This is a genomic window from Ferroacidibacillus organovorans (genome assembly GCF_001516615.1).
Taxonomy (GTDB): Bacteria; Bacillota; Bacilli; order Alicyclobacillales; family SLC66; genus Ferroacidibacillus; species Ferroacidibacillus ferrooxidans_B.
On the sequence record NZ_LPVJ01000060.1, the window covers coordinates 36,983 to 55,888 of the forward strand.

General features: G+C 50.0%; 19 protein-coding genes. 3 read left to right on the plus strand and 16 right to left on the minus strand.

Going from position 1 to position 18,906, the window contains the following annotated elements; genetic code table 11:
* Positions 1–43: 43 nt before the first annotated feature.
* From fliE to ATW55_RS13095, 13 genes are all read right to left on the minus strand, one after another.
* Positions 44–334: a flagellar hook-basal body complex protein FliE gene (fliE, locus tag ATW55_RS13035; protein WP_067718570.1), complete on the minus strand. Its 291-nt coding sequence runs from the start codon at positions 332–334 to the stop codon at positions 44–46.
* Between the two features lie 9 nt (positions 335–343).
* Positions 344–778: a flagellar basal body rod protein FlgC gene (gene flgC / locus ATW55_RS13040; protein WP_067718572.1), complete on the minus strand. Its 435-nt coding sequence runs from the start codon at positions 776–778 to the stop codon at positions 344–346.
* A gap of 5 nt (positions 779–783) precedes the next feature.
* Positions 784–1,191 (minus strand): flagellar basal body rod protein FlgB, encoded by a 408-nt coding sequence (gene flgB / locus ATW55_RS13045; RefSeq protein ID WP_235587132.1) that lies wholly within the window; start codon positions 1,189–1,191, stop codon positions 784–786.
* A gap of 190 nt (positions 1,192–1,381) precedes the next feature.
* Positions 1,382–2,149 carry a GTP-sensing pleiotropic transcriptional regulator CodY gene (gene codY, locus ATW55_RS13050; RefSeq protein ID WP_067718574.1) on the minus strand — a complete coding sequence of 256 codons (768 nt, stop codon included), beginning with the start codon at positions 2,147–2,149 and terminating at the stop codon, positions 1,382–1,384.
* Between the two features lie 12 nt (positions 2,150–2,161).
* Positions 2,162–3,538, minus strand: coding sequence for an ATP-dependent protease ATPase subunit HslU (gene hslU / locus ATW55_RS13055; RefSeq protein ID WP_067718577.1), 1,377 nt, complete (start codon positions 3,536–3,538; stop codon positions 2,162–2,164).
* On the minus strand, positions 3,535–4,095 hold the full coding sequence (gene hslV, locus ATW55_RS13060; RefSeq protein WP_067718580.1) for an ATP-dependent protease subunit HslV: 561 nt from the start codon (positions 4,093–4,095) through the stop codon (positions 3,535–3,537). The genes hslU and hslV overlap by 4 nt, the downstream gene beginning before the upstream one ends.
* 51 nt (positions 4,096–4,146) lie before the next feature.
* On the minus strand, positions 4,147–5,070 hold the full coding sequence (xerA, locus tag ATW55_RS13065; RefSeq protein ID WP_235587133.1) for a site-specific tyrosine recombinase/integron integrase: 924 nt from the start codon (positions 5,068–5,070) through the stop codon (positions 4,147–4,149).
* 54 nt (positions 5,071–5,124) lie between these two features.
* On the minus strand, positions 5,125–6,459 hold the full coding sequence (gene trmFO / locus ATW55_RS13070; protein ID WP_067718671.1) for a methylenetetrahydrofolate--tRNA-(uracil(54)-C(5))-methyltransferase (FADH(2)-oxidizing) TrmFO: 1,335 nt from the start codon (positions 6,457–6,459) through the stop codon (positions 5,125–5,127).
* Between the two features lie 5 nt (positions 6,460–6,464).
* Complete coding sequence (gene topA / locus ATW55_RS13075; RefSeq protein WP_067718584.1) at positions 6,465–8,570, minus strand: type I DNA topoisomerase; 2,106 nt, start codon at positions 8,568–8,570, stop codon at positions 6,465–6,467.
* Positions 8,571–8,637: 67 nt separating this feature from the next.
* The gene (dprA, locus tag ATW55_RS13080) at positions 8,638–9,747 is read right to left on the minus strand and encodes a DNA-processing protein DprA (protein ID WP_067718588.1); all 1,110 of its coding nucleotides are present in this window, start codon (positions 9,745–9,747) and stop codon (positions 8,638–8,640) included.
* 104 nt (positions 9,748–9,851) lie between these two features.
* On the minus strand, positions 9,852–10,757 hold the full coding sequence (gene sucD, locus ATW55_RS13085) for a succinate--CoA ligase subunit alpha (RefSeq protein ID WP_067718593.1): 906 nt from the start codon (positions 10,755–10,757) through the stop codon (positions 9,852–9,854).
* A gap of 21 nt (positions 10,758–10,778) precedes the next feature.
* Positions 10,779–11,936: an ADP-forming succinate--CoA ligase subunit beta gene (gene sucC / locus ATW55_RS13090; protein WP_067718597.1), complete on the minus strand. Its 1,158-nt coding sequence runs from the start codon at positions 11,934–11,936 to the stop codon at positions 10,779–10,781.
* A gap of 158 nt (positions 11,937–12,094) precedes the next feature.
* Entirely contained in the window at positions 12,095–13,315 is a 1,221-nt protein-coding gene (locus tag ATW55_RS13095) for an MFS transporter (RefSeq protein WP_067718601.1), read from the minus strand.
* Positions 13,316–13,456: 141 nt separating this feature from the next.
* On the opposite strand from ATW55_RS13095, the gene ATW55_RS13100 reads away from it, so the two are divergent.
* From ATW55_RS13100 to ATW55_RS13110, 3 genes are all read left to right on the plus strand, one after another.
* A complete protein-coding gene (locus ATW55_RS13100; protein ID WP_153005077.1) occupies positions 13,457–13,882 on the plus strand; it encodes a hypothetical protein in 426 nt (141 codons plus the stop codon).
* Positions 13,883–13,950: 68 nt separating this feature from the next.
* Positions 13,951–15,507 carry a YifB family Mg chelatase-like AAA ATPase gene (locus tag ATW55_RS13105; RefSeq protein WP_067718605.1) on the plus strand — a complete coding sequence of 519 codons (1,557 nt, stop codon included), beginning with the start codon at positions 13,951–13,953 and terminating at the stop codon, positions 15,505–15,507.
* Positions 15,508–15,626: 119 nt separating this feature from the next.
* On the plus strand, positions 15,627–16,517 hold the full coding sequence (locus tag ATW55_RS13110) for a patatin-like phospholipase family protein (RefSeq protein WP_160327251.1): 891 nt from the start codon (positions 15,627–15,629) through the stop codon (positions 16,515–16,517).
* A 110-nt stretch (positions 16,518–16,627) separates the two neighbouring features.
* Here ATW55_RS13110 and ATW55_RS13115 read toward each other — a convergent pair whose 3' ends face one another.
* The 3 genes from ATW55_RS13115 to ylqF all read right to left on the minus strand — a co-directional run bounded on the left by ATW55_RS13115 (position 16,628) and on the right by ylqF (position 18,878).
* Positions 16,628–16,909 carry a YneF family protein gene (locus tag ATW55_RS13115; protein ID WP_160327252.1) on the minus strand — a complete coding sequence of 94 codons (282 nt, stop codon included), beginning with the start codon at positions 16,907–16,909 and terminating at the stop codon, positions 16,628–16,630.
* Positions 16,910–16,977: 68 nt separating this feature from the next.
* Positions 16,978–17,994, minus strand: coding sequence for a ribonuclease HII (locus tag ATW55_RS15895; protein ID WP_082685849.1), 1,017 nt, complete (start codon positions 17,992–17,994; stop codon positions 16,978–16,980).
* On the minus strand, positions 17,991–18,878 hold the full coding sequence (ylqF, locus tag ATW55_RS13125; RefSeq protein ID WP_067718615.1) for a ribosome biogenesis GTPase YlqF: 888 nt from the start codon (positions 18,876–18,878) through the stop codon (positions 17,991–17,993). The genes ATW55_RS15895 and ylqF overlap by 4 nt, the downstream gene beginning before the upstream one ends.
* Positions 18,879–18,906 lie beyond the last annotated feature (28 nt).

The window sequence follows — 18,906 nt, forward strand, 5'->3', positions numbered from 1 at the left end:
GAACCATCACCCAGTGCAACTCACCCTCTACGCGGTTCGCGGATTATACTTGCATACTCATTAACTGGTTATAGGCACTGACTGCGCGATTGCGCACTTGCACAGTTAGGTCAAGCGCGAGTTGCGCCTGTGTCGCTGAAATCATGACATTGCTCAAATTCGGAGCGGTCCCTGCCGCCAACGCCAACCCTTGCGACTGTGAATTGGCGACAGCAGTGTTTACCCCTTGCAGGGCATTTGTCAACATCTGAGAGAACGAAGTGCCGCCGCTCGCAACAGTCGGAGTCGCTGTCGCCTGTGTGGCCATCGTCACACTAGAGATCGGATTGATCATTGCGCAAACCTACTTTCCAATATTCAGCGTTTGTACATCAATCGCCTTGGCTGCATCAAATGCCGTCACATTCGCCTCGTACGCGCGCGATGCAGTGATCATGTTCACCATTTCCGTGGCAATATTGACATTCGGCATTTGAACATAGCCGTTTACAGCGTTCGGATTTGTCGGATCATAGACGAGGCGAAAAGGTGACGGGTCTTTGACGATAGACTGCACCATAACGCCTCCGCCAGACATTGAAGCATTCACAGCATTTCCCAAAACGCCCTGAAACGAGGAGGGAATCGAACTTAAAACCACCTGTTCTCTTCGATACGGCCCACCAGAAGGCGTTCGCGTCGTGTTTGCGTTTGCAATATTGTTTGATATCACATCAAGCCACAGACGATTCGCGGTAAGTCCAGTCGCGCTTATCGTCAATCCATCAAACAGTCCCAACTCAATCAACTCCCGAGAATTGCAGTTCGAAGCAAGGCAAATTGGTCATTTAATTCTGTGACCATCGCTGCCGTATCGATTTGATTCATGGCAAGACCGCTCATTTCTGCGTCCAGGTTGACATTGTTCCCATTTGACGAAACCGCCGTATTTTGATCAACCGTTACAACAGGCGTGACATTCTGCAACGTCTGGCTTGCAGATAGATCACTTGGACTGTTTTGCAACATCGAAAGCGTACCGGAGCCATTTGCCTGAGCAATCGCCTGCAGTAAAAGCGTGTTAAATTGAACCGTTTCACGGTGATAGCCTGGCGTGTTCGCATTTGCAATATTGTTTGCATAAACTTGTTGCCTTAACTGGGCTGCGTCAAGCGCGGACTGGAGTGCCGCGATGGTGAAGGAACCAGACAAGCATTATCACGCCCCTTCCTAAACAATCATCATTACAATTCAACAGAAATCGACGTTTTCCCTGCACATATGACAAGGAATTTGGGATTTCTTCGAAAAACGGCAAAGGGTTGTCACAGAATCCTGTGACAACCCACCTCATTGACAATTCATTCGAGTTTACATTTCACAAAATACATTCAGTCTGCACTTAACGATTGCGTACTTTGTGCAGTTGTGCAAGCAACTTGTCATTCAGGATCTTAATGTATGTGCCCTTCATTCCAAGTGAACGCGACTCAATGACGCCCGCGCTCTCAAGCTTGCGCAAGGCGTTTACAATCACCGAACGGGTGATGCCGACACGATCCGCAATTTTGCTCGCGACAAGAAGACCTTCACGACCATCCAATTCCTCGAAAATGTGATCCACAGCTTCCAACTCGCTGTATGAGAGAGAATCGACAGCCATCTGGACGATCGCGCGTGAGCGTGATTCCTCTTCCATTTCGTGCGCGCGCGAGCGCAGGATCTCCATTCCCACAACTGTCGCCCCAAACTCGGCCAACAGCAAATCCTCATCTGTAAATTCAGGTGACTGGCGCGCGAGAATCAATGTGCCAAGACGATCCCCACCCCCAATGACAGGAACAATCGTCGTAATTTCTGAGTCCTCCGACTCATTGGGTTGATCATTCAACTCAGCCAATGGGTTCATATTATGCGTATTAGCCAGTGTCGTATCCTGACGAAGAAGTCCCGCATTGTACTCAGACGGAAACAATCGTTGCAAATCCGCGTCATACCCTCCCACCGAGCGAATTTCGGCCAAGCCCAAAATTTTACCCGTTCTTGATACCACATACACATTGGCGTGAATCACATCGCGAAGAAGTTCTGCCATCTCCAAAAAATCCACAAACTGTCCTGCACGCTGTAAGAGGCGATTGATACTCCGTGCTTTTTTAAGTAAATCCATGTCGACATCCTCCTATAAAATAAAGTGACTCAAATCTCTGTCCCCTGCGATTCCTGCCAGCTTTTCGTTCACATAGTCTGGCGTGACCACAATCGTCGTCGGGCTGATGTTAGGTGCTTCGAACATGACATCTTCCAATAGTTTTTCAAGCAACGTGTGGAGACGCCTTGCTCCGATGTCTTCCGTGTTTGCATTCACTTCAGTTGCAATTTCAGCAATTCGGCGAATGGACCCTTTTGCAAATTCTAACGTGACACCTTCTGTCGCAAGAAGCGCTGTATACTGGGTAATAAGCGCGCTTTTCGGTTCTGTTAGTATTTTCTCCATATCATTCGCGCTTAGACTTGTCAGTTCAACACGAATCGGGAATCGTCCCTGGAGTTCTGGAATCAAGTCTGACGGCTTAGCCATATGGAACGCACCTGCTGCAATAAACAAAATGTGATCCGTTTTGACTGGACCGTGTTTCGTCATCACGGTCGAACCTTCAACAATCGGCAGGATGTCGCGCTGTACGCCTTCACGCGATACATCAGCGCCGCCACGCCCTTCTCGACTCGCGATCTTGTCGATCTCGTCAATGAAGATAATCCCGGCTTCCTCAGCCCGGCGAACGGCTTCGCGCGTCAATTCATCCATATCTATCAATTTTTGCGCTTCTTCTGCAAGCAAAAGCTTCTTTGCCTCACGCACCGTCACGCGCCGCTGCCGCTTACGCTTTGGCATAAAACTGCCGAGAACTTCCTGCAGGTTGCCAAGATTCTCCGCACCCATTCCAGGCATGAAATCGAAATTCGGAGACGACATATCCTCGACATTGATCTCAATGACTCGTTCATCCAGTGCGCCTGCCTCCAATTCTCGGCGCAACCGTTCACGCTCAAATCGGGTAGACTCTGTCGCAGGTTTCGGAGGCTCACTCGCTTGAAAGAGCGCCTCAAGCGGATTGCGAAACGTGCGTTCACGGTTAGAATCAGGCATCATCGCATCAAGAATACGCTCATTCACTGCATCCCTGGCCCGATCTTCAACAGCCGCGATCCTTTCCGCTTTTAGCGTGCGAATACCCGTTTCCACCAGATCACGAACCATCGAATCCACATCGCGCCCCACATAGCCTACCTCAGTAAACTTCGTAGCCTCTACCTTGACAAACGGCGCACCTGTCAGCTTGGCAATTCGGCGCGCTATTTCCGTTTTCCCAACACCTGTAGGCCCTATCATCAAGATGTTTTTTGGAGATACCTCATCACGCAATTCCGGATCCAGTTTTGCCCGACGAAATCGATTGCGGAGCGCAATCGCGACAGCCCTTTTAGCCGCCTTTTGACCGACGACGTGAATGTCGAGTTCTTCAACAATTTCCTTCGGCGAGAATGACGCACTCACAACAAATCATCCTCTCGTCCATGATTTGTCTGCTCGACAATGATGTTCTCATTCGTGTAGACGCACAATTCACTGGCAATCTTCAGCGACTCACGAACAACAGCCTCTGGACCCAACTCCGTGTGGCGCACAAGCGCCCGCGCTGCCGCGAGTGCATATGATCCTCCAGAGCCAATCGCACAAATGCCGTCGTCGGGCTCAATCACTTCACCCGTCCCGGAAATCATCAAGAGATGATCTTTTGAGAGCGCAATCAGCATCGCTTCAAGCTTGCTTAACATGCGATCCGTCCGCCACATTTTTGCCAATTCAACCGCCGCGCGAGGCACATTCCCCTTGTGTTCCTCAAGCTTTTGTTCAAACTTTTCCGAGAGCGTCATCGCATCTGCGACACTTCCTGCAAACCCGACGATAACCTCGCCCCGATAAAGTCTTCGCACCTTTCTCGCCGTCGATTTCATAATCATCGCGTTACCAAAGGTAACCTGACCGTCCCCTGCCATTGCGCCGCCAAGCGGCGTGCGTATCGCCAAAATGGTCGTTGCATGAAAGCTCACTGCCTTGACCCCCCACTACCAATCGACGTTTACAGATCCTCACTCGCGCATTCACTCTGCCGTAAAATGTAAAGGATGCGCACGCGGATGAGCAGCTTCATACACACGCACAAGATGTTCTCGCGCAGTATGTGTGTAGATCTGCGTAGAAGAGAGACTCGCATGACCGAGAAGCTCCTGGACAACGCGCAGATCTGCTCCACCCTCAAGCATATGGGTTGCGAAAGTGTGGCGAATGGAGTGCGGCGAAATTTGCTTTGTGATCGCGAGTTGTTCAATATACCGATCGAGCAATCGCCGAACAGATCGATCAGTCAGTCGCCCGCCATTACGATTCACAAACAGCGCTTTTTCGTTTGCGTCGGCTAGTTTAGGGCGTCCCCGCGCAAGATAGTCTGCAACGGCGTCCGCCGCTTTGCGCCCAAATAATACCACCCGTTCTTTTCGTCCTTTTCCCATGATCCGAATCGAATGCATCCGCAAGTCAAGATCACTCACATTGAGTGCGACACATTCCGAAACACGGATGCCTGTCGCATACAAAAACTCCAAAATCGCCTGATCGCGTATGCCAAGCGGCGATGAATGACTGGGCGATTTAAGAAGTTCGTGCATCTCATCAATCGTCAAGAAAGAAGGTAGCTTGCGGTCCATTTTAGGCAGGCTGACATGAACAGCCGCGCTCATATCCTCCGAGCCTTGAGTGCGAAGCGCGCGATGAAACGCTCGCAACGCGCTGACCTTGCGGGCGATCGATTTTTTTTCAAAGCCCTTAGCCATCAGCGTTGCAAGATAGGCACGAATGACATGCGACGGGATAGGGCCTGGAGCGCCGCGATACGATTCGAGAAAAGAGTGAACGTCGGCAAGATAGGCGCGAACCGTGTTAGGCGAATAATTGCGCTGCAAAGACATCCAACACGCAAAGTGAAGGAGTGCCTGTTCCCACGGCCTTACCTCAGGCGAATCTTCCACGAATGCTCCCCGCTTTCGACACCATTCGACCCGGCTGATGTATGGTAACACAGTTCAGAATCGACTTGCAAGCGAATTGACATCTTTATCTACAAGATTCTGAACAATATCGATAGATCGTAACGAAAGTTTCTCATTCTTTTCGATTTTTGATCTCACTCGTTGTTCAAGAGGTGGCAATAATCCAAATGTCGCATTCATCGGTTGGAAATGATCTGGATCAGCGTGTGTAATGTAATGAGCGAGACTCCCAATCACAGTTTCGCGAGGAAAGATGAGCGGTTCCTGTGAACCAACGTACTTCGCCGCATTGATTCCCGCCACAAGTCCGGATGCGGCAGACTCAACATACCCTTCCACGCCAGTGATTTGCCCAGCAAAAAAGAGTGACGGTCGTTCTATGGATTGATACGTTTCCTTTAAAACGAGCGGTGAGCGCAGGAAGGTATTGCGATGCATTACGCCATATCTTACAAATTCGGCAGACTCAAGCCCGGGAATCATTTGAAACACCCGCTTTTGCTCACCCCATTTGAGATGTGTCTGAAACCCAACCATGTTATAAAGCGTGGCCGCCGCATTATCCTGGCGCAATTGCACCACAGCAAACGCCTCTTTCCCTGTTTCTGGATGCGCGAGTCCAACCGGTTTTAATGGGCCGAACAAAAGTGTCTGGCGACCTCTTTTTGCCATCACCTCGACGGGCATGCAACCTTCAAAGTATATTTCCTTTTCAAACGTGTGCAGTTCTGCCGTCTCTGCAGAAACAAGAGCGTCATAAAAACGGTTGAACGTTTCTTCATCCATAGGGCAGTTGATGTATGCAGCCTCACCTTTGCCGTAGCGTGAGGCGATAAATGCTTTTGTCATGTCAATGGATGCATGCTCCACAATCGGCGCCGCCGCATCATAGAAATAAAGTGAAGACTGTCCGGTAAAAGCTGCGATTGACTCGCTCAGTCGCTCGCCCGTGAGCGGTCCTGTCGCAAGGATTGTAACGCCTTCTGGAATCTCGTCTACAACTTCCCTTTTCACGCAAATATTGGGGTGATTCGAGAGCCGGAGTGTTATTTCACGCGAAAACGCTTCGCGATCGACGGCAAGCGCCCCACCTGCAGGAACAGCGTGTTGATCCGCGCATTGCATGATCAACGAACCAAGACGTCGCATTTCTTCTTTTAATAACCCCACGGCGTTTGTCAACGCATTTGAGCGCAAACTGTTAGAACAGACCAATTCTGCAAAATCAAAACTGCGATGCGCGGGTGTCTGAACGACGCCCCTCATTTCCACGAGCGTTACAGATACCCCGCGATTTGCCAGTTGCCAGGCTGCCTCGGAACCTGCCAGTCCTGCCCCGACAACTGTGACGTGGTTTGATTCCTTCAAATTACTCACCTTCCGTCTGCCCCTACCGTCACGTTTTCATCACTTTGCTCGACATGTTGACACTCTGCATTCGAACAAACAATTTGTTCTCCGCGCTTGTTCTTTTTTTTCACAAGTGGTTCACCACACGACGGACAAGGTCGCATTGCCGGTTCATCCCACAAAACATAGTTACACTCTGGGTAGCCTGAACAACCGTAAAACACCCTTCTCTTTTTTCCACTGCGCTGAACGAGCGGTTTGTTACAGCGCGGGCAAGACACATCAAGCGGTTTTAGAATTGGTTTTGCATTTCTACACTCAGGAAAGCCCGGGCAGGCCAAAAACTTCCCAAACCGACCATGTTTGAAAACCATTTGCCTTCCACATTTTTCACAGATTTCATCTGACAACTCATCTTCTAGCGTGACGTGCTCCATACTCTTTTCTGCAACTTCCAGATACTGCTCAAAATCCCGATTGAACAAATCGAGCATCTTCACATAGTCGACATCACCGTCTTCCACATCATCCAACTGTTTTTCAAGCTGCGCCGTAAAATCCACATCAACAATGGTCGGAAAAAATTCCTTCAATAAATCAATGACCAATTCGCCGAGTTCAGTTGGCACAAAACGCTTTTCTTGCAACAATACATAACCGCGCTTTTGAATCGTTTCAATGGTTGGCGCATACGTGCTTGGACGCCCGATCCCCAACTCCTCCATGCTTTTGACGAGGCGCGCTTCAGAGAAACGCGGTGGTGGTTGAGTAAAATGTTGTTCTTCTTTTAACGTTGGGCGAGGCTCAAGCGTCTGCCCCTCTTTTAAAGGAGGTAAAAAACCCTCTTCTTCTTCTTGATCATCAGAGCCCTCAATGTAGAGCTTCATAAAGCCTGGAAATTTAATTTTCGAACCCGATGCGCGAAAAGTCGCGTCGCCTGCCAAAATTTCGACTTGCAACGTGTCAAGCACAGCAGATGCCATTTGACATGCGAGAAATCGCTCATAGATCAGCTTGTACAAGCGGTATTGGTCGCGATTGAGAATCGCTTTCAATGATTCCGGATCGCGCATTGCAGAAGTCGGGCGAATCGCCTCATGCGCATCCTGCGCACCTTGACGCGTTGAGTAGACGCGCGGTTGGTCTGGTACATAGGCATCACCATAAACCGCTGCGATACGTTCGCGCGCTTCTGTGAGTGCAGTATCGGACAAACGCGTTGAATCCGTCCGCATGTATGTGATCAAACCGACCGCCCCCTCTTTGGGCAGGTCAATCCCCTCATACAATTGTTGAGCGACGGACATCGTGCGTTGCGCCCGAAAGCCCAATCGCCTTGCCGCTTCCTGCTGCAGACTACTCGTTGTAAAAGGCGGAGATGGATTTCTTTTTCGCTCACTGGCCCGAACCTTTTCAACAACGAATGGGTGCCCTTTCACTCGCGAAAAGAGAGATAACACGTCCTCGCGTGTTTTTAATTCCTGTTTCTTTCCTTTATATCCATAAAATTGAGCCAAAAAGCGCTCTCCAGAGACATCGCAAAGTGCTCGCACCGTCCAATATTCTTCCGGTGTAAAGGCGCGTATCTCTCGCTCCCGATCAACGATCAAGCGAACTGCCACGGATTGGACACGTCCCGCTGACAGACCGCGTTTGACCTTTTTCCACAAAAGAGGACTGATTCGATATCCGACAAGGCGATCGAGAATCCGCCTCGCCTGCTGTGCGTGAACCAGATCCATGTTCACTGCGCGCGGGTGCTTAAACGCGTCTTTGACAGCTTGCTTTGTAATCTCATTAAAGACGACCCGGCAAGGGCGGGAAGGGTCCACGTCAAGACTCTGCGCCAAATGCCACGCGATCGCCTCGCCTTCACGATCAGGGTCAGCGGCTAAAAAGATTGATTTGACTTTGCGGCCAGAATCCTTTAACTCTTTAAGAACGTCGCCTTTTCCGCGTATCGTAATATATTTTGGTTCAAATCCGCGATCAATGTCGACACCAAGTTGACTTTTTGGAAGGTCTCTCACATGCCCCATGGAAGCTTTCACAATGTACTTGCTCCCTAAATATTTCCCGATGGTTTTGGCTTTTGCGGGTGACTCCACGATGACAAGATAGTCAGCCATCGGTCTCCTCCTCGTATACTGAAGATTCAACACATCTTATCACTCGTTTGAAAGGATATGCAAATCCTCAATTCGTTTGCCACTCATATCTACCGTCTGGCCTTTTGCGGATTTTCCCATTCAATTCAAGTGAAAGAAGGTGAACTGCCGCCATTTCACTTGATAGGGAGAGGGCGTCACACAAAACTTCTACACTTTTTGCTCCAGACTGCAACTCCATCATCATCTTGTCGGCTATCGATGTGGAGTCTTTACTGTTCTTTTTTTCATCCATCATCAGCGGTGTGGCCAATGGAGATCCGACTTGAAGCGGCGCAGCCGACGGGTGCAACATCGGTGCAGCCCCATCCATGATCAGCAAATTTGTACCCGCCGAACGTTCTGACGTTATATTGCCGGGGACTGCATACACGTCTCGATTATCTTCAAGCGCGTAGCGCGCCGTGATCAACGCGCCACTCTTGACCGAAGCCTCAATCACAAGTACACCGCGGCACAATCCGCTAATGAGGCGATTCCTCCGCGGAAAGTGATGTTTTTGCGGACCCACCCACGGAAGATGTTCACTAAGAACCGACCCCCCTCGCTCTAGAATCTGTTGCGCCAAGGCGCGATGCTCTTTTGGATATATCGAGTGCACCCCTGATCCTAGCACAGCAATCGTTGGCGATCCCCCCGCAATCGCTCCGCGGTGAGCATATCCGTCAATCCCCTGCGCCAAGCCAGACACCACTTCTGTGCCGGCTTTTGACAAGGCGAACGCCGTTTCGTAGGCGACATGCCTCCCATACGATGTGCAATTGCGAGTTCCCACGATTGCAATGCGATGTCGGTCCGTCAATCGTTTACCTTGATAAAAATAAAACGGCGGAGGAGCGGCAATCTCACGGAATAACGGAGGATAGTCAGGATCCGACCAAATGACAAACTCGACCTTTTGTGCAGTCAACCTTGCCTCAAGCCGTTCATGCGAGACTTGGAAGGTTCGCAAAAGTGATTCTGCAATTTTTTCAGAGCCGCACAAATGACGCCATTGTTCGATTGTCGCTTGATCCGCTTCATCAAGGGATGAGAATGCATCTCTGATTAAAAAGGCGCGCCGAATTCCAATACCTTGCACCGCGAGAAGTTTCAACCAAAAGAACAGTTCCTTCATGCGATCGGCTGAATCAGTCAAAACGAAACCCCCTTCTAGCGACAGTTTGACATATCGCTAAAGGGGGAGCGATCAAATTTTGTAAAAAGGCGTAAAGCAATGAAGAAAACGCAAAAGGTTTTGGTTCACTGAGCGATCTTGCAGACTTCTAACAGATTGCGCTCCTCTAACATTTGATAAAGCGTGCTGCCCATCTCTGACGGTGTTGGCGCAACATGAATTCCTGCAGCCTCCATTGCGGCAACCTTTTCTGCAGCTGTCCCTTTGCCGCCTGAAATGATCGCGCCAGCGTGACCCATGCGCTTCCCTTCAGGGGCGCTGCGTCCCGCGATAAAACCGGCAACTGGCTTTTTCATGTGATTTTTTACGTAATTCGCCGCTTCTTCCTCAGCCGTTCCACCAATTTCACCAATCATGATAACTGCTTCGGTATCAGGATCTTCGTTGAACATCGTTAGGACATCGACAAAATTTGTGCCATTTACAGGATCTCCGCCAATTCCAACAGCGGTCGATTGACCGATGCCAAGCGTTGACAGTTGGTGAACAGCTTCGTACGTAAGGGTTCCGCTGCGACTGACGACACCGACTCTCCCGCGTTTATGGATATAGCCTGGCATAATGCCAATCTTGCACTCATCTGGCGTGATAACGCCTGGACAGTTTGGCCCGATGAGCCGTGTTCTTCGCCCCTCGAGGTAGCGTTTTACACGAACCATATCGAGCACGGGAATCCCTTCCGTGATGCAAATGACCAGTGGAAGTTCCGCATCCGCAGCTTCCATGATTGCATCAGCCGCAAACGCGGGTGGCACATAAATCACTGAAGCGTTTGCGCCTGTTTCACGTACCGCCTGTTCAACCGTATTAAAGACAGGAATGCCTTCTATGTTCGTACCGCCTTTACCCGGCGTGACGCCGCCGACCATCTTTGTACCATACGCAATCGCTTGCTGTGTATGAAAAAGTCCCGTTTTACCGCTGATTCCCTGTGTGATGACACGCGTTTGTCGATTGACCAGAATGCTCAAGCTAATCCCTCCTGTTCTGAATTACTGAACCAATTGAATGATCTTTTGCGCCGCTTCAGCGAGTGAGTCAGCCGACGATATGGCAAGACCCGACTCAGCAAGCAATTTTTTTCCAAGTTCGACATTCGTTCCTTCCAAACGAACGACCAATGGGCGGTCAAGCCCGATTTGTCGAGCGGCCGCGATCACACCATTGGCGATGACGTCACATTTCATGATGCCGCCAAAGATATTCACGAGGATGCCTTTGACGCCTGGGTCTGAGAGAATAATTTTAAACGCTGCAGTAACTTTTTCTTCTGTCGCCCCACCGCCGACATCAAGAAAGTTTGCAGGGGATCCCCCAAAATACTTAATGGTATCCATCGTCGCCATCGCAAGCCCGGCACCATTGACCATACAACCAATATTTCCTGTGAGGGCAATATAACTCAAGTCATATTTTGAAGCCTCAGTTTCTCTCGCATCTTCTTCATCAAGGTCGCGCAGTTCAAGAATATCTTTGTGTCGATAGAGCGCGTTGCTGTCAAAATTCAATTTTGCGTCAAGCGCCATCACGTTTCCGTCTCCTGTGACGACAAGCGGATTGATCTCAGCGATTGAACAGTCTTTATCAACAAACGCCTGATAGAGTGCGAGCATGAATTCAGCCGCTTTTGAAATGAGCTCCGCCGGGATATTCATTGCATAGGCCAAAGCGCGTGCTTGAAAGGGACGAAGGCCTACTGCAGGATCGACCACCTGGCGAAAAATCTTTTCAGGCGTGCGCGCGGCGACTTCTTCTATCTCCATTCCGCCCTCTTCAGAGCCCATGAGTACTACCCGACTGGTCGCTCGGTCGACTACGACGCCAACATAATACTCTTTTTTTATGTCCGTGAGTGCTTCGATGAGAAGCCGTTTGACCACCTTGCCCTCAGGTCCTGTCTGGTGCGTCACAAGTGTTTTGCCGAGAATTTCATTTGCATGCGCACGAACCTCATCCATTGAACGCGCTAGTTTTACACCGCCAGCTTTTCCTCGACCACCTGCGTGAATCTGTGCTTTCACAACAGCCTTCCCGTTGAAGGCTTCTGCGGCTTTTACGGCTTCTTCCACTGTAAAAGCTACCGTTCCTTCAGGAACAGAGACACCGTACCGTTTTAATACGGATTTCGCTTGATACTCGTGAATATTCATGCCTATTCCTCCCGTGCGCGACAAACTCGCGCCAAACTGAGTAAAAAAGTCATGTGAAAAAGACAGTCCCGACTCTCGAAGTATGACCGAAGAATGTACAAATTTCAAGGATAAGGAAAGCAGCGAACGCTTAAATTCCTATCCATGCCATGATATTGCTAAGCGCCAAGCGTATCAGCAGATTCATTTACAATCTGTGAGCGAATGAAGCGAAGATAAAACATAAGCATGCCGCCATAAACAAGGCCTGTCAGTAAAAATGCAAACCCATACGCGTGATGCGCCAAGCAGATCCCTCCGACATAAACAGAGACTACATTGCCGACGCCGCGAAACAGCGCGCGATACGATTGCATTTTCGCACGCAACGCATCGCGGACGACATCAATCGCCGTACTGTCAAGCAAAGGAAAAAAAGCCATGCTGCTTATGGACTGGATCAGCAAGAGCACAAAGAAAAAAGAGAATGCCGCTTCGAATCCAAGGCTTAAATATGAAAGTGTTACGATGGTCAACAAAACAGCAATGGTCCGCCGCAACGAAAAGCGCTCGACAAGCCAGGGAGTGCTCACGGACCCGATGAAAAGCGCGCATTGATTGATCGCAAGCAACAGTCCGATCAGCGAAACTGACAAGTGAAACTGATTTTTGATGATCAGATTCAAATACGGACCGACAAAACCATAGGCGAACCCTGAAATAAAAGAAAAAATTGAGAACGTGAGTATTTGGCGATTTGGCCGTTCGAAAAGCGCCGCAGGTTTTTCGCTAGGTGTATGTATCGCGGGAACCGGTGTAAGGAAATAACGCCCTATTGGGGCAATGAGAAAGATCAGTCCGCCAAGCAAGAGCGTAGATCCGTATTCCGTGTGAAAAAGTGGAAGATGAGCTGGCAAAAAGCCACCAAGCAAAGACCCGATTCCGATCATCAATGTAAAGTTTGCATACACAATCGAGATGCTAAAGTGGCGGTCATTGGCTGGCATGTACTGCGCGACAACGGCAAACTCTGTCGACATGATCATCGCTTGCCCGACTGCGAATACAGATTGCCCAAAGAGAATTCCCGCCCGCGCGAGAAACAAAGGCACCAGCAACGCCCCCAGCGCCATGAGCAGCGTCCCCAGCAACAGCATCTTGCTACGCCCATACCGATCTGCCAAGTGGCCAAGTGGCACAGACAGGATAAGCGCCACCATAGGCACCACATCATTGACCATTGAAAGCATTGTCGCACCATAACCAAGCGCGTTTATATGAAGGTTCAATAGTGTATTCGAAATTCCAATCGACAAGCCAAAACAGGCGTCCGTCCAGAGAAAAATTTTCATATCTCGCGGCATATGATGCAGGCGACTGACTAATCCACGCGTTAGCACTGATGATTAACCCCATTTCACGTATCATTCTAGCGGTTTATTATCATGCGGACAATACGTGGAAGAAGTGTGAAAATGCTGTTTCGTTATTGCAAGAAGCAAGCGATCTGTTATAATACAATTATAAAAGGAGGAATTGAAATGGACTTCTGTTGTGGTACTACCATGACTGCTCGATTGGCGCCCTTATACTCCGAAGGTGGTGTGCTGCTCACAGATGTCCCATTTCTTTTCTGCCACACCTGTCACGCCATGCATGTGGCTCCGCAAATCTTTACAGAAGTCACACTCTATACACATCACTGTGAGACCGATGGCATAAAGCGTGCAAGCCTCCTTGACATCCTGTCGACAGGGCAGATTGAAGAAATTCTGGCGATGTACCCAGGGCCTGATCCATCGTCAAAACCCTATGTCACAGAAGCGCAAATCGATCATCTGCTCGATGTGTGGAATGTCGCCCAAAAACTTGGTGATAGGGCATGGATCGATGAGATTCGCCAAACCCTCTGTGAAATCCACGCACTTCACATCCAACAAACAGGAGATCTTCAAAATCAGCTGTAATTCTGTGATCCTGCATGGTCAACCTCGTTTTCTTCTCATATGCTTAGAGAGAAACGGGGGTTTATTTTGTGTATACCGTCGTATACAGTGTTGCCTTGAGCGGTTTGAATGGCTTCTTGGTCGGAGTAGAAGGTGATGTTCAAAATGGGTTGCCTGCGTTTGAACTCGTGGGTCTTCCTGCATCTTCCCTACGAGAGGCCAAAGAGCGCGTGCGATCTGCACTGATCAATTCTGGATATCAATGGCCCAGAGGACGCATCGTGATCAGCCTGTCCCCTTCTGACTGGAGAAAAAATGGAACTGGCCTGGATCTGGCTATCGCGCTCACCATTTTATCCGCAACACAACAAATCGCGCCACTGTCATCCCATCACATCGCATTGGGAGAATTGGCGCTTGACGGCAGTTTGCGTGGATTCCGCGGACTGTATACAGCGGCTGAATTCGCTCTGCAGCAATCGCGCCAGGCGGTTGTCATTGCACCTTCATCCGATGAGATTCAACCATTGTATTCAGAGTGTGACAACCTGCTGCCATTTAACAATTTGGCGAACGTCACTGGTTGGCTGTGCGATGGGAATGCGCAAAGGCACACAACGACACGCACTTTGACAGTCCCTACAGCCCCTGCGCATATCCCATTCACGCAACAAGGCGTAAATGAGGCGTTTGATTTATCGGACATGATCGGGCAGCGCGTCGCAAAAAGAGCGCTTTTGATCGCCGCTGCGGGAAACCACGCTCTATTGCTGTGTGGGCCGCCCGGATCAGGCAAGAGCATGCTCGCAGAACGATTGAACACACTACTCCTCCCCCTTTCACAATTGGAAATGAGTTCTTTACGCCAAATCTACAGCGTCGCCGGATTGCCCATGCAAGACCATTCTTTGCGGCCTTTTCGCTCACCTCATCACACCGTCTCCACACAAGGGTTGCTGGGAGGTGGTGCACAACCCCGACCTGGAGAAGTGAGCCTTGCACACCATGGCGTCCTTTTTCTCGATGAGCTGCCTGAGTTTTCTCGCCAAGCTTTGGAAGGCCTGCGTCAACCTCTGGAAGTAGGCTCTATCACGATTGCGCGCTCCTCACTCTCTTGTACATTTCCAAGTCGGTTCCTGCTCATCGCGGCGATGAATCCATGCCCTTGTGGCTATGCTGGTTCCCACACGCATGCATGCAAGTGCGATGCGCAGGCCATTCGACGATATCAAGCAAAACTGTCTGGCCCTCTGCTTGATCGTTTTGATCTTAGCGTATGGATGGAAAGTGAATATAAGATCAGCTCGCCTGAAAACGAATCGCCATCCTATGGTAAGATTCTAACATCAGGGGATGCGCGAGAACGGATTTTGCAAGCACGGTTGTTAAGAGAACGCCATGAAACTGATGCAAAGAGACGATTAGATCCTTCGATCATCGCATCGCTCGCACCTGAAACGCGAGAGCTATACTCTCGTCTAGTCAATCAACTGCATCTAAACATGCGAAGTGCGAAGCGAATTCTGAGTGTGGCACAAACCATTTCTTATCTCGACAATCGCATCGAAATCAACCCTGCCGATCTCGCAGAGGCTGTACATATGCGCGCACTGCACCCAATTGAAAATTCCTTCGCAGAAATGTGATTATCTTTTCTGTTCGCGTTAGAATGCACAGGCACTTGGCATACTTAACTATGCAGCGCAAAGAGATTACCTCGTCACGCGTATGAACGATACAGACGACTAGAAAGGATGGAGAAAATGTGAAGGTGGGGCTCACCTTTGCTGGTGGAGGCGCATCAGGAGGCGCTCACATCGGCGTGTTACAAGCATTGACAGAAGGTGGTATCCACCCTGAAATTGTAAGCGGCACGAGCAGCGGCGCAATGGTGGCCGGTCTTTATGCTGCTGGCAATTCGATTGAAGAAATGCTGCGAACGCTGCCTACCCTCAATCGCAGGTACCTTGATCCTGATACAAGTCTGTTGACATTCTGGACTAAGAGAGAACGCAGGGGAGGGTTATTGCGCGGGGATCGCTTAGAACAATTTATTCATGACAAGACAAAGGGCATCGCACTTCGCGATGTTCAAAAACCTCTTGCAATTATTGCGACCGACATGCAAAACGGACGTGAGGTCGTCTTTTCCTCCCGGACTTGCCCATCCCCTCTCATTCAAGCGCTCGGCGAACGTCCAAGTGCATTATGGGATACCGAGGAGGAAATTACCCTTGCGCGCGCGATCCGCGCAAGCATCAGCATTCCGCTTGTCTTTCAACCCGTCATGTTCAAAGATCGTATTTTAGCAGATGGCGGCCTCATTGACAACTGTCCTGTAGAACCGGCACGAGCGCTTGGTGCGGATTTTGTCATCGTCTCTGACACGATTACGCCTTTTTTGCAGCTTCCTTCCCGCCTGTCTCTTCGTCCGCGCCACCTCTTTCAACAAATGGTCAATATTGGTTTGGCACGCCACGCGGCACTCTCTTCACAAACGGCAGATATTTTTCTAACACCCCCTGTAGGGCCGATCGGTGCGCTCCAATTTGACCGATTAACAGCAGTGGCAGAAGCGGGTTACGCCTATACCAAAGCGCGAATGGAAAGCATTTTGCGGATCATCGACGAAAAACAACAAAAAGAACGCCTTTAGCATCGAAGCAGATTCAATGCCCTGGCGCTCCCACATTATGAAATGCAACTGATAGAACTTTAGCCATCCGCGTAAACACTGCACTGTTTTCAAACGCTCGAAAATCCCGATCATTTTTTCTTCATTGAAGAGACCTTTCCCTTGCTTTTGTCGCTCGAACGCTTTCCTAAAAGTGGCGGAGGATTGTTGCCCGCCTTTTTCATCTGCTGACGAATCATTTGAACTTGGCGCGGGTTTAGGTTTCTTCCCATTTTTTTAGCCATGTCGATGATTTCCTGATCTCCCAGCTCAGCGTTAGCCATACTGCGTCTTAAAGCCCACGCCCCCAAGAAAAAGCCTCCGACAAGTCCCAATAAGAGGGCCACAATACCCACGATAATGGTGATAACCACGTTCCATCCACCCCTGATCCCAATTCTGTCTATGTTTTGATTCCGGTGCAAAACATTAGAGCCATCCCTCACATAGCGTTCGGAATGTGAGAGATTCCCCGTTCTCCATGTTCTGAGAATCCTACAAGTACGGCATCACACCGCATTCGCCGCGGATCCACATGGTTGTTTCTGGCGTAAATCTCTGCAAGCTGGCGAACCCTGTTTTTCTTCTCGCGCGTAATCGATTCCCCTGCAAGACGCAACGCCTCATGCACAGAAGCCGCTTTCTTTGAGCGAACCTCCACACAGACCACCTCATCGCAAAACGCAAAAATCAAATCGAGTTCACCCTGCGGGCACCGCCAGTTTTTCTCGAGTAACTTCCATCCCAACTGTTCGAGGTATTCGCGTGCGTACAATTCTGAACATGCACCTTGAAGCGCCCTTACCTCATTCACACCACTCGCCTGACGCACAGATAAAGATTCACGAACTGGGGCAAACGTCTTGCGGTGCGCAACGCATGGACCATACATCGCGAGCCGCTCAAGGTGTTGCGCTGTGCCATATCCTTTGTGCTTGGCAAAGCCATAATCAGGATATTGCCGATCCAGTTCAATCATTAAGCGATCTCTTGTCACTTTTGCAACAATTGAAGCTGCAGCAATCGATTGGCTTCGTGAATCTCCCTTGATCAACTTGCGCTGAGGCGGATCTAAGCCTGGTACGTTCATGCCATCAATCAAAAGAAGATCAGGCACATACCGCAATTGACCCATCGCGACACGAACAGCCATAAATGTAGCTTGTAAGATATTGTAATGGTCAATCGCATCGGAATCAATCACACCGACCTGCACATCAAGGGCATGTGTCATGATCGACGCATAGGCAGCTTCTCTTTCGCGCTCAGTCAGAACTTTTGAGTCATAATACAAATCATCGGAACGATCCGGAGGCAATAAAACGACCGCCGCCACAACCGGACCCGCCAGAGGACCGCGTCCAGCCTCATCAATTCCAGCCAACTGCGGATAATCCAGGCGGAGCCTTTGATCAAACTGATACGCTGCGTAGGCAGATTCCTTTTTTGAAAGTCTCACAGTTGCCTCTGCCCCTCAACGTCCGGTACCTTTTCAAGGGTCATCAGCCCTAAGAGACCGGTCTGATAATCGCGCAAGAGCATTTGCGCCGCGAGTTCAGCGTCAACCTGACCGCCGCGGCGCATCGCGCCGCGACGCATGCCGATTTGCTCTAATGCGGCAAGCGCCTGTTGTTCCTCGCTCGCCCCTGAAAACGGTTCTACACCATAACGCAATCTCAGTGCCTCTGGATAATGCGCATTGACGAAGATGAGAAAAGCCAGCGCGAGATCAACTGGCTGAAGCAGATCAGATTTAATCGCTCCAGACCACGCCAGACGGAGCGCCGCCGCCTGATCCTCAAACTTTGGCCATAAAAGCCCTGGCGTATCAAGCAGTTCTATGGATCCGGCAAGTTTGATCCACTGCTGGGATTGCGTTACACCAGGTCGATCCCCTGTCTTTGCAACACTGCGGGCAGCCATGGCGTTGATTAGCGAGGATTTTCCCACGTTCGGGATTCCCACCACCATCGCCCGAACGGCACGCTTACGAATTCCCCGTTTCGCCAAGCGCTCAAACTTGTCTGCCATGGCCTGTTCACACGCGAGTTTTAATGATTTTAAGCCTACGTTTTTTCGAATGTTCACGGGAATCACTGCATCCATGCCGATCGATTGATAGTATGTGCAAAAGCGGCGTGTTTCGACGGGGTCTGCCAGATCAGCCTTTGTCAAAGCGAGAACACGCGTCTTTTGCTGGAGCAACTCTGAGAGAAGGGGGTTGCTGCTTGATTCCGGCAATCGTGCATCGCGCAACTCAATCACAACATCGACAAGAGACAAATTCGCCTGAATTTCTCGCTTTGCTTTGGCCATGTGGCCGGGAAACCACTGAATGCTCACATTCCATTCTCTTTCCCATTCAGAATAA

Excerpts from the sequence above, each read along its gene's own strand:
- sucC (WP_067718597.1), bottom strand. The coding sequence starts at position 11,936 with ATGAATATTCACGAGTATCAAGCGAAATCCGTATTAAAACGGTACGGT.
- ATW55_RS13100 (WP_153005077.1), top strand. The coding sequence starts at position 13,457 with ATGGACTTCTGTTGTGGTACTACCATGACTGCTCGATTGGCGCCCTTA.
- topA (WP_067718584.1), bottom strand. The coding sequence starts at position 8,570 with ATGGCTGACTATCTTGTCATCGTGGAGTCACCCGCAAAAGCCAAAACC.
- fliE (WP_067718570.1), bottom strand. The coding sequence starts at position 334 with ATGATCAATCCGATCTCTAGTGTGACGATGGCCACACAGGCGACAGCG.
- codY (WP_067718574.1), bottom strand. The coding sequence starts at position 2,149 with ATGGATTTACTTAAAAAAGCACGGAGTATCAATCGCCTCTTACAGCGT.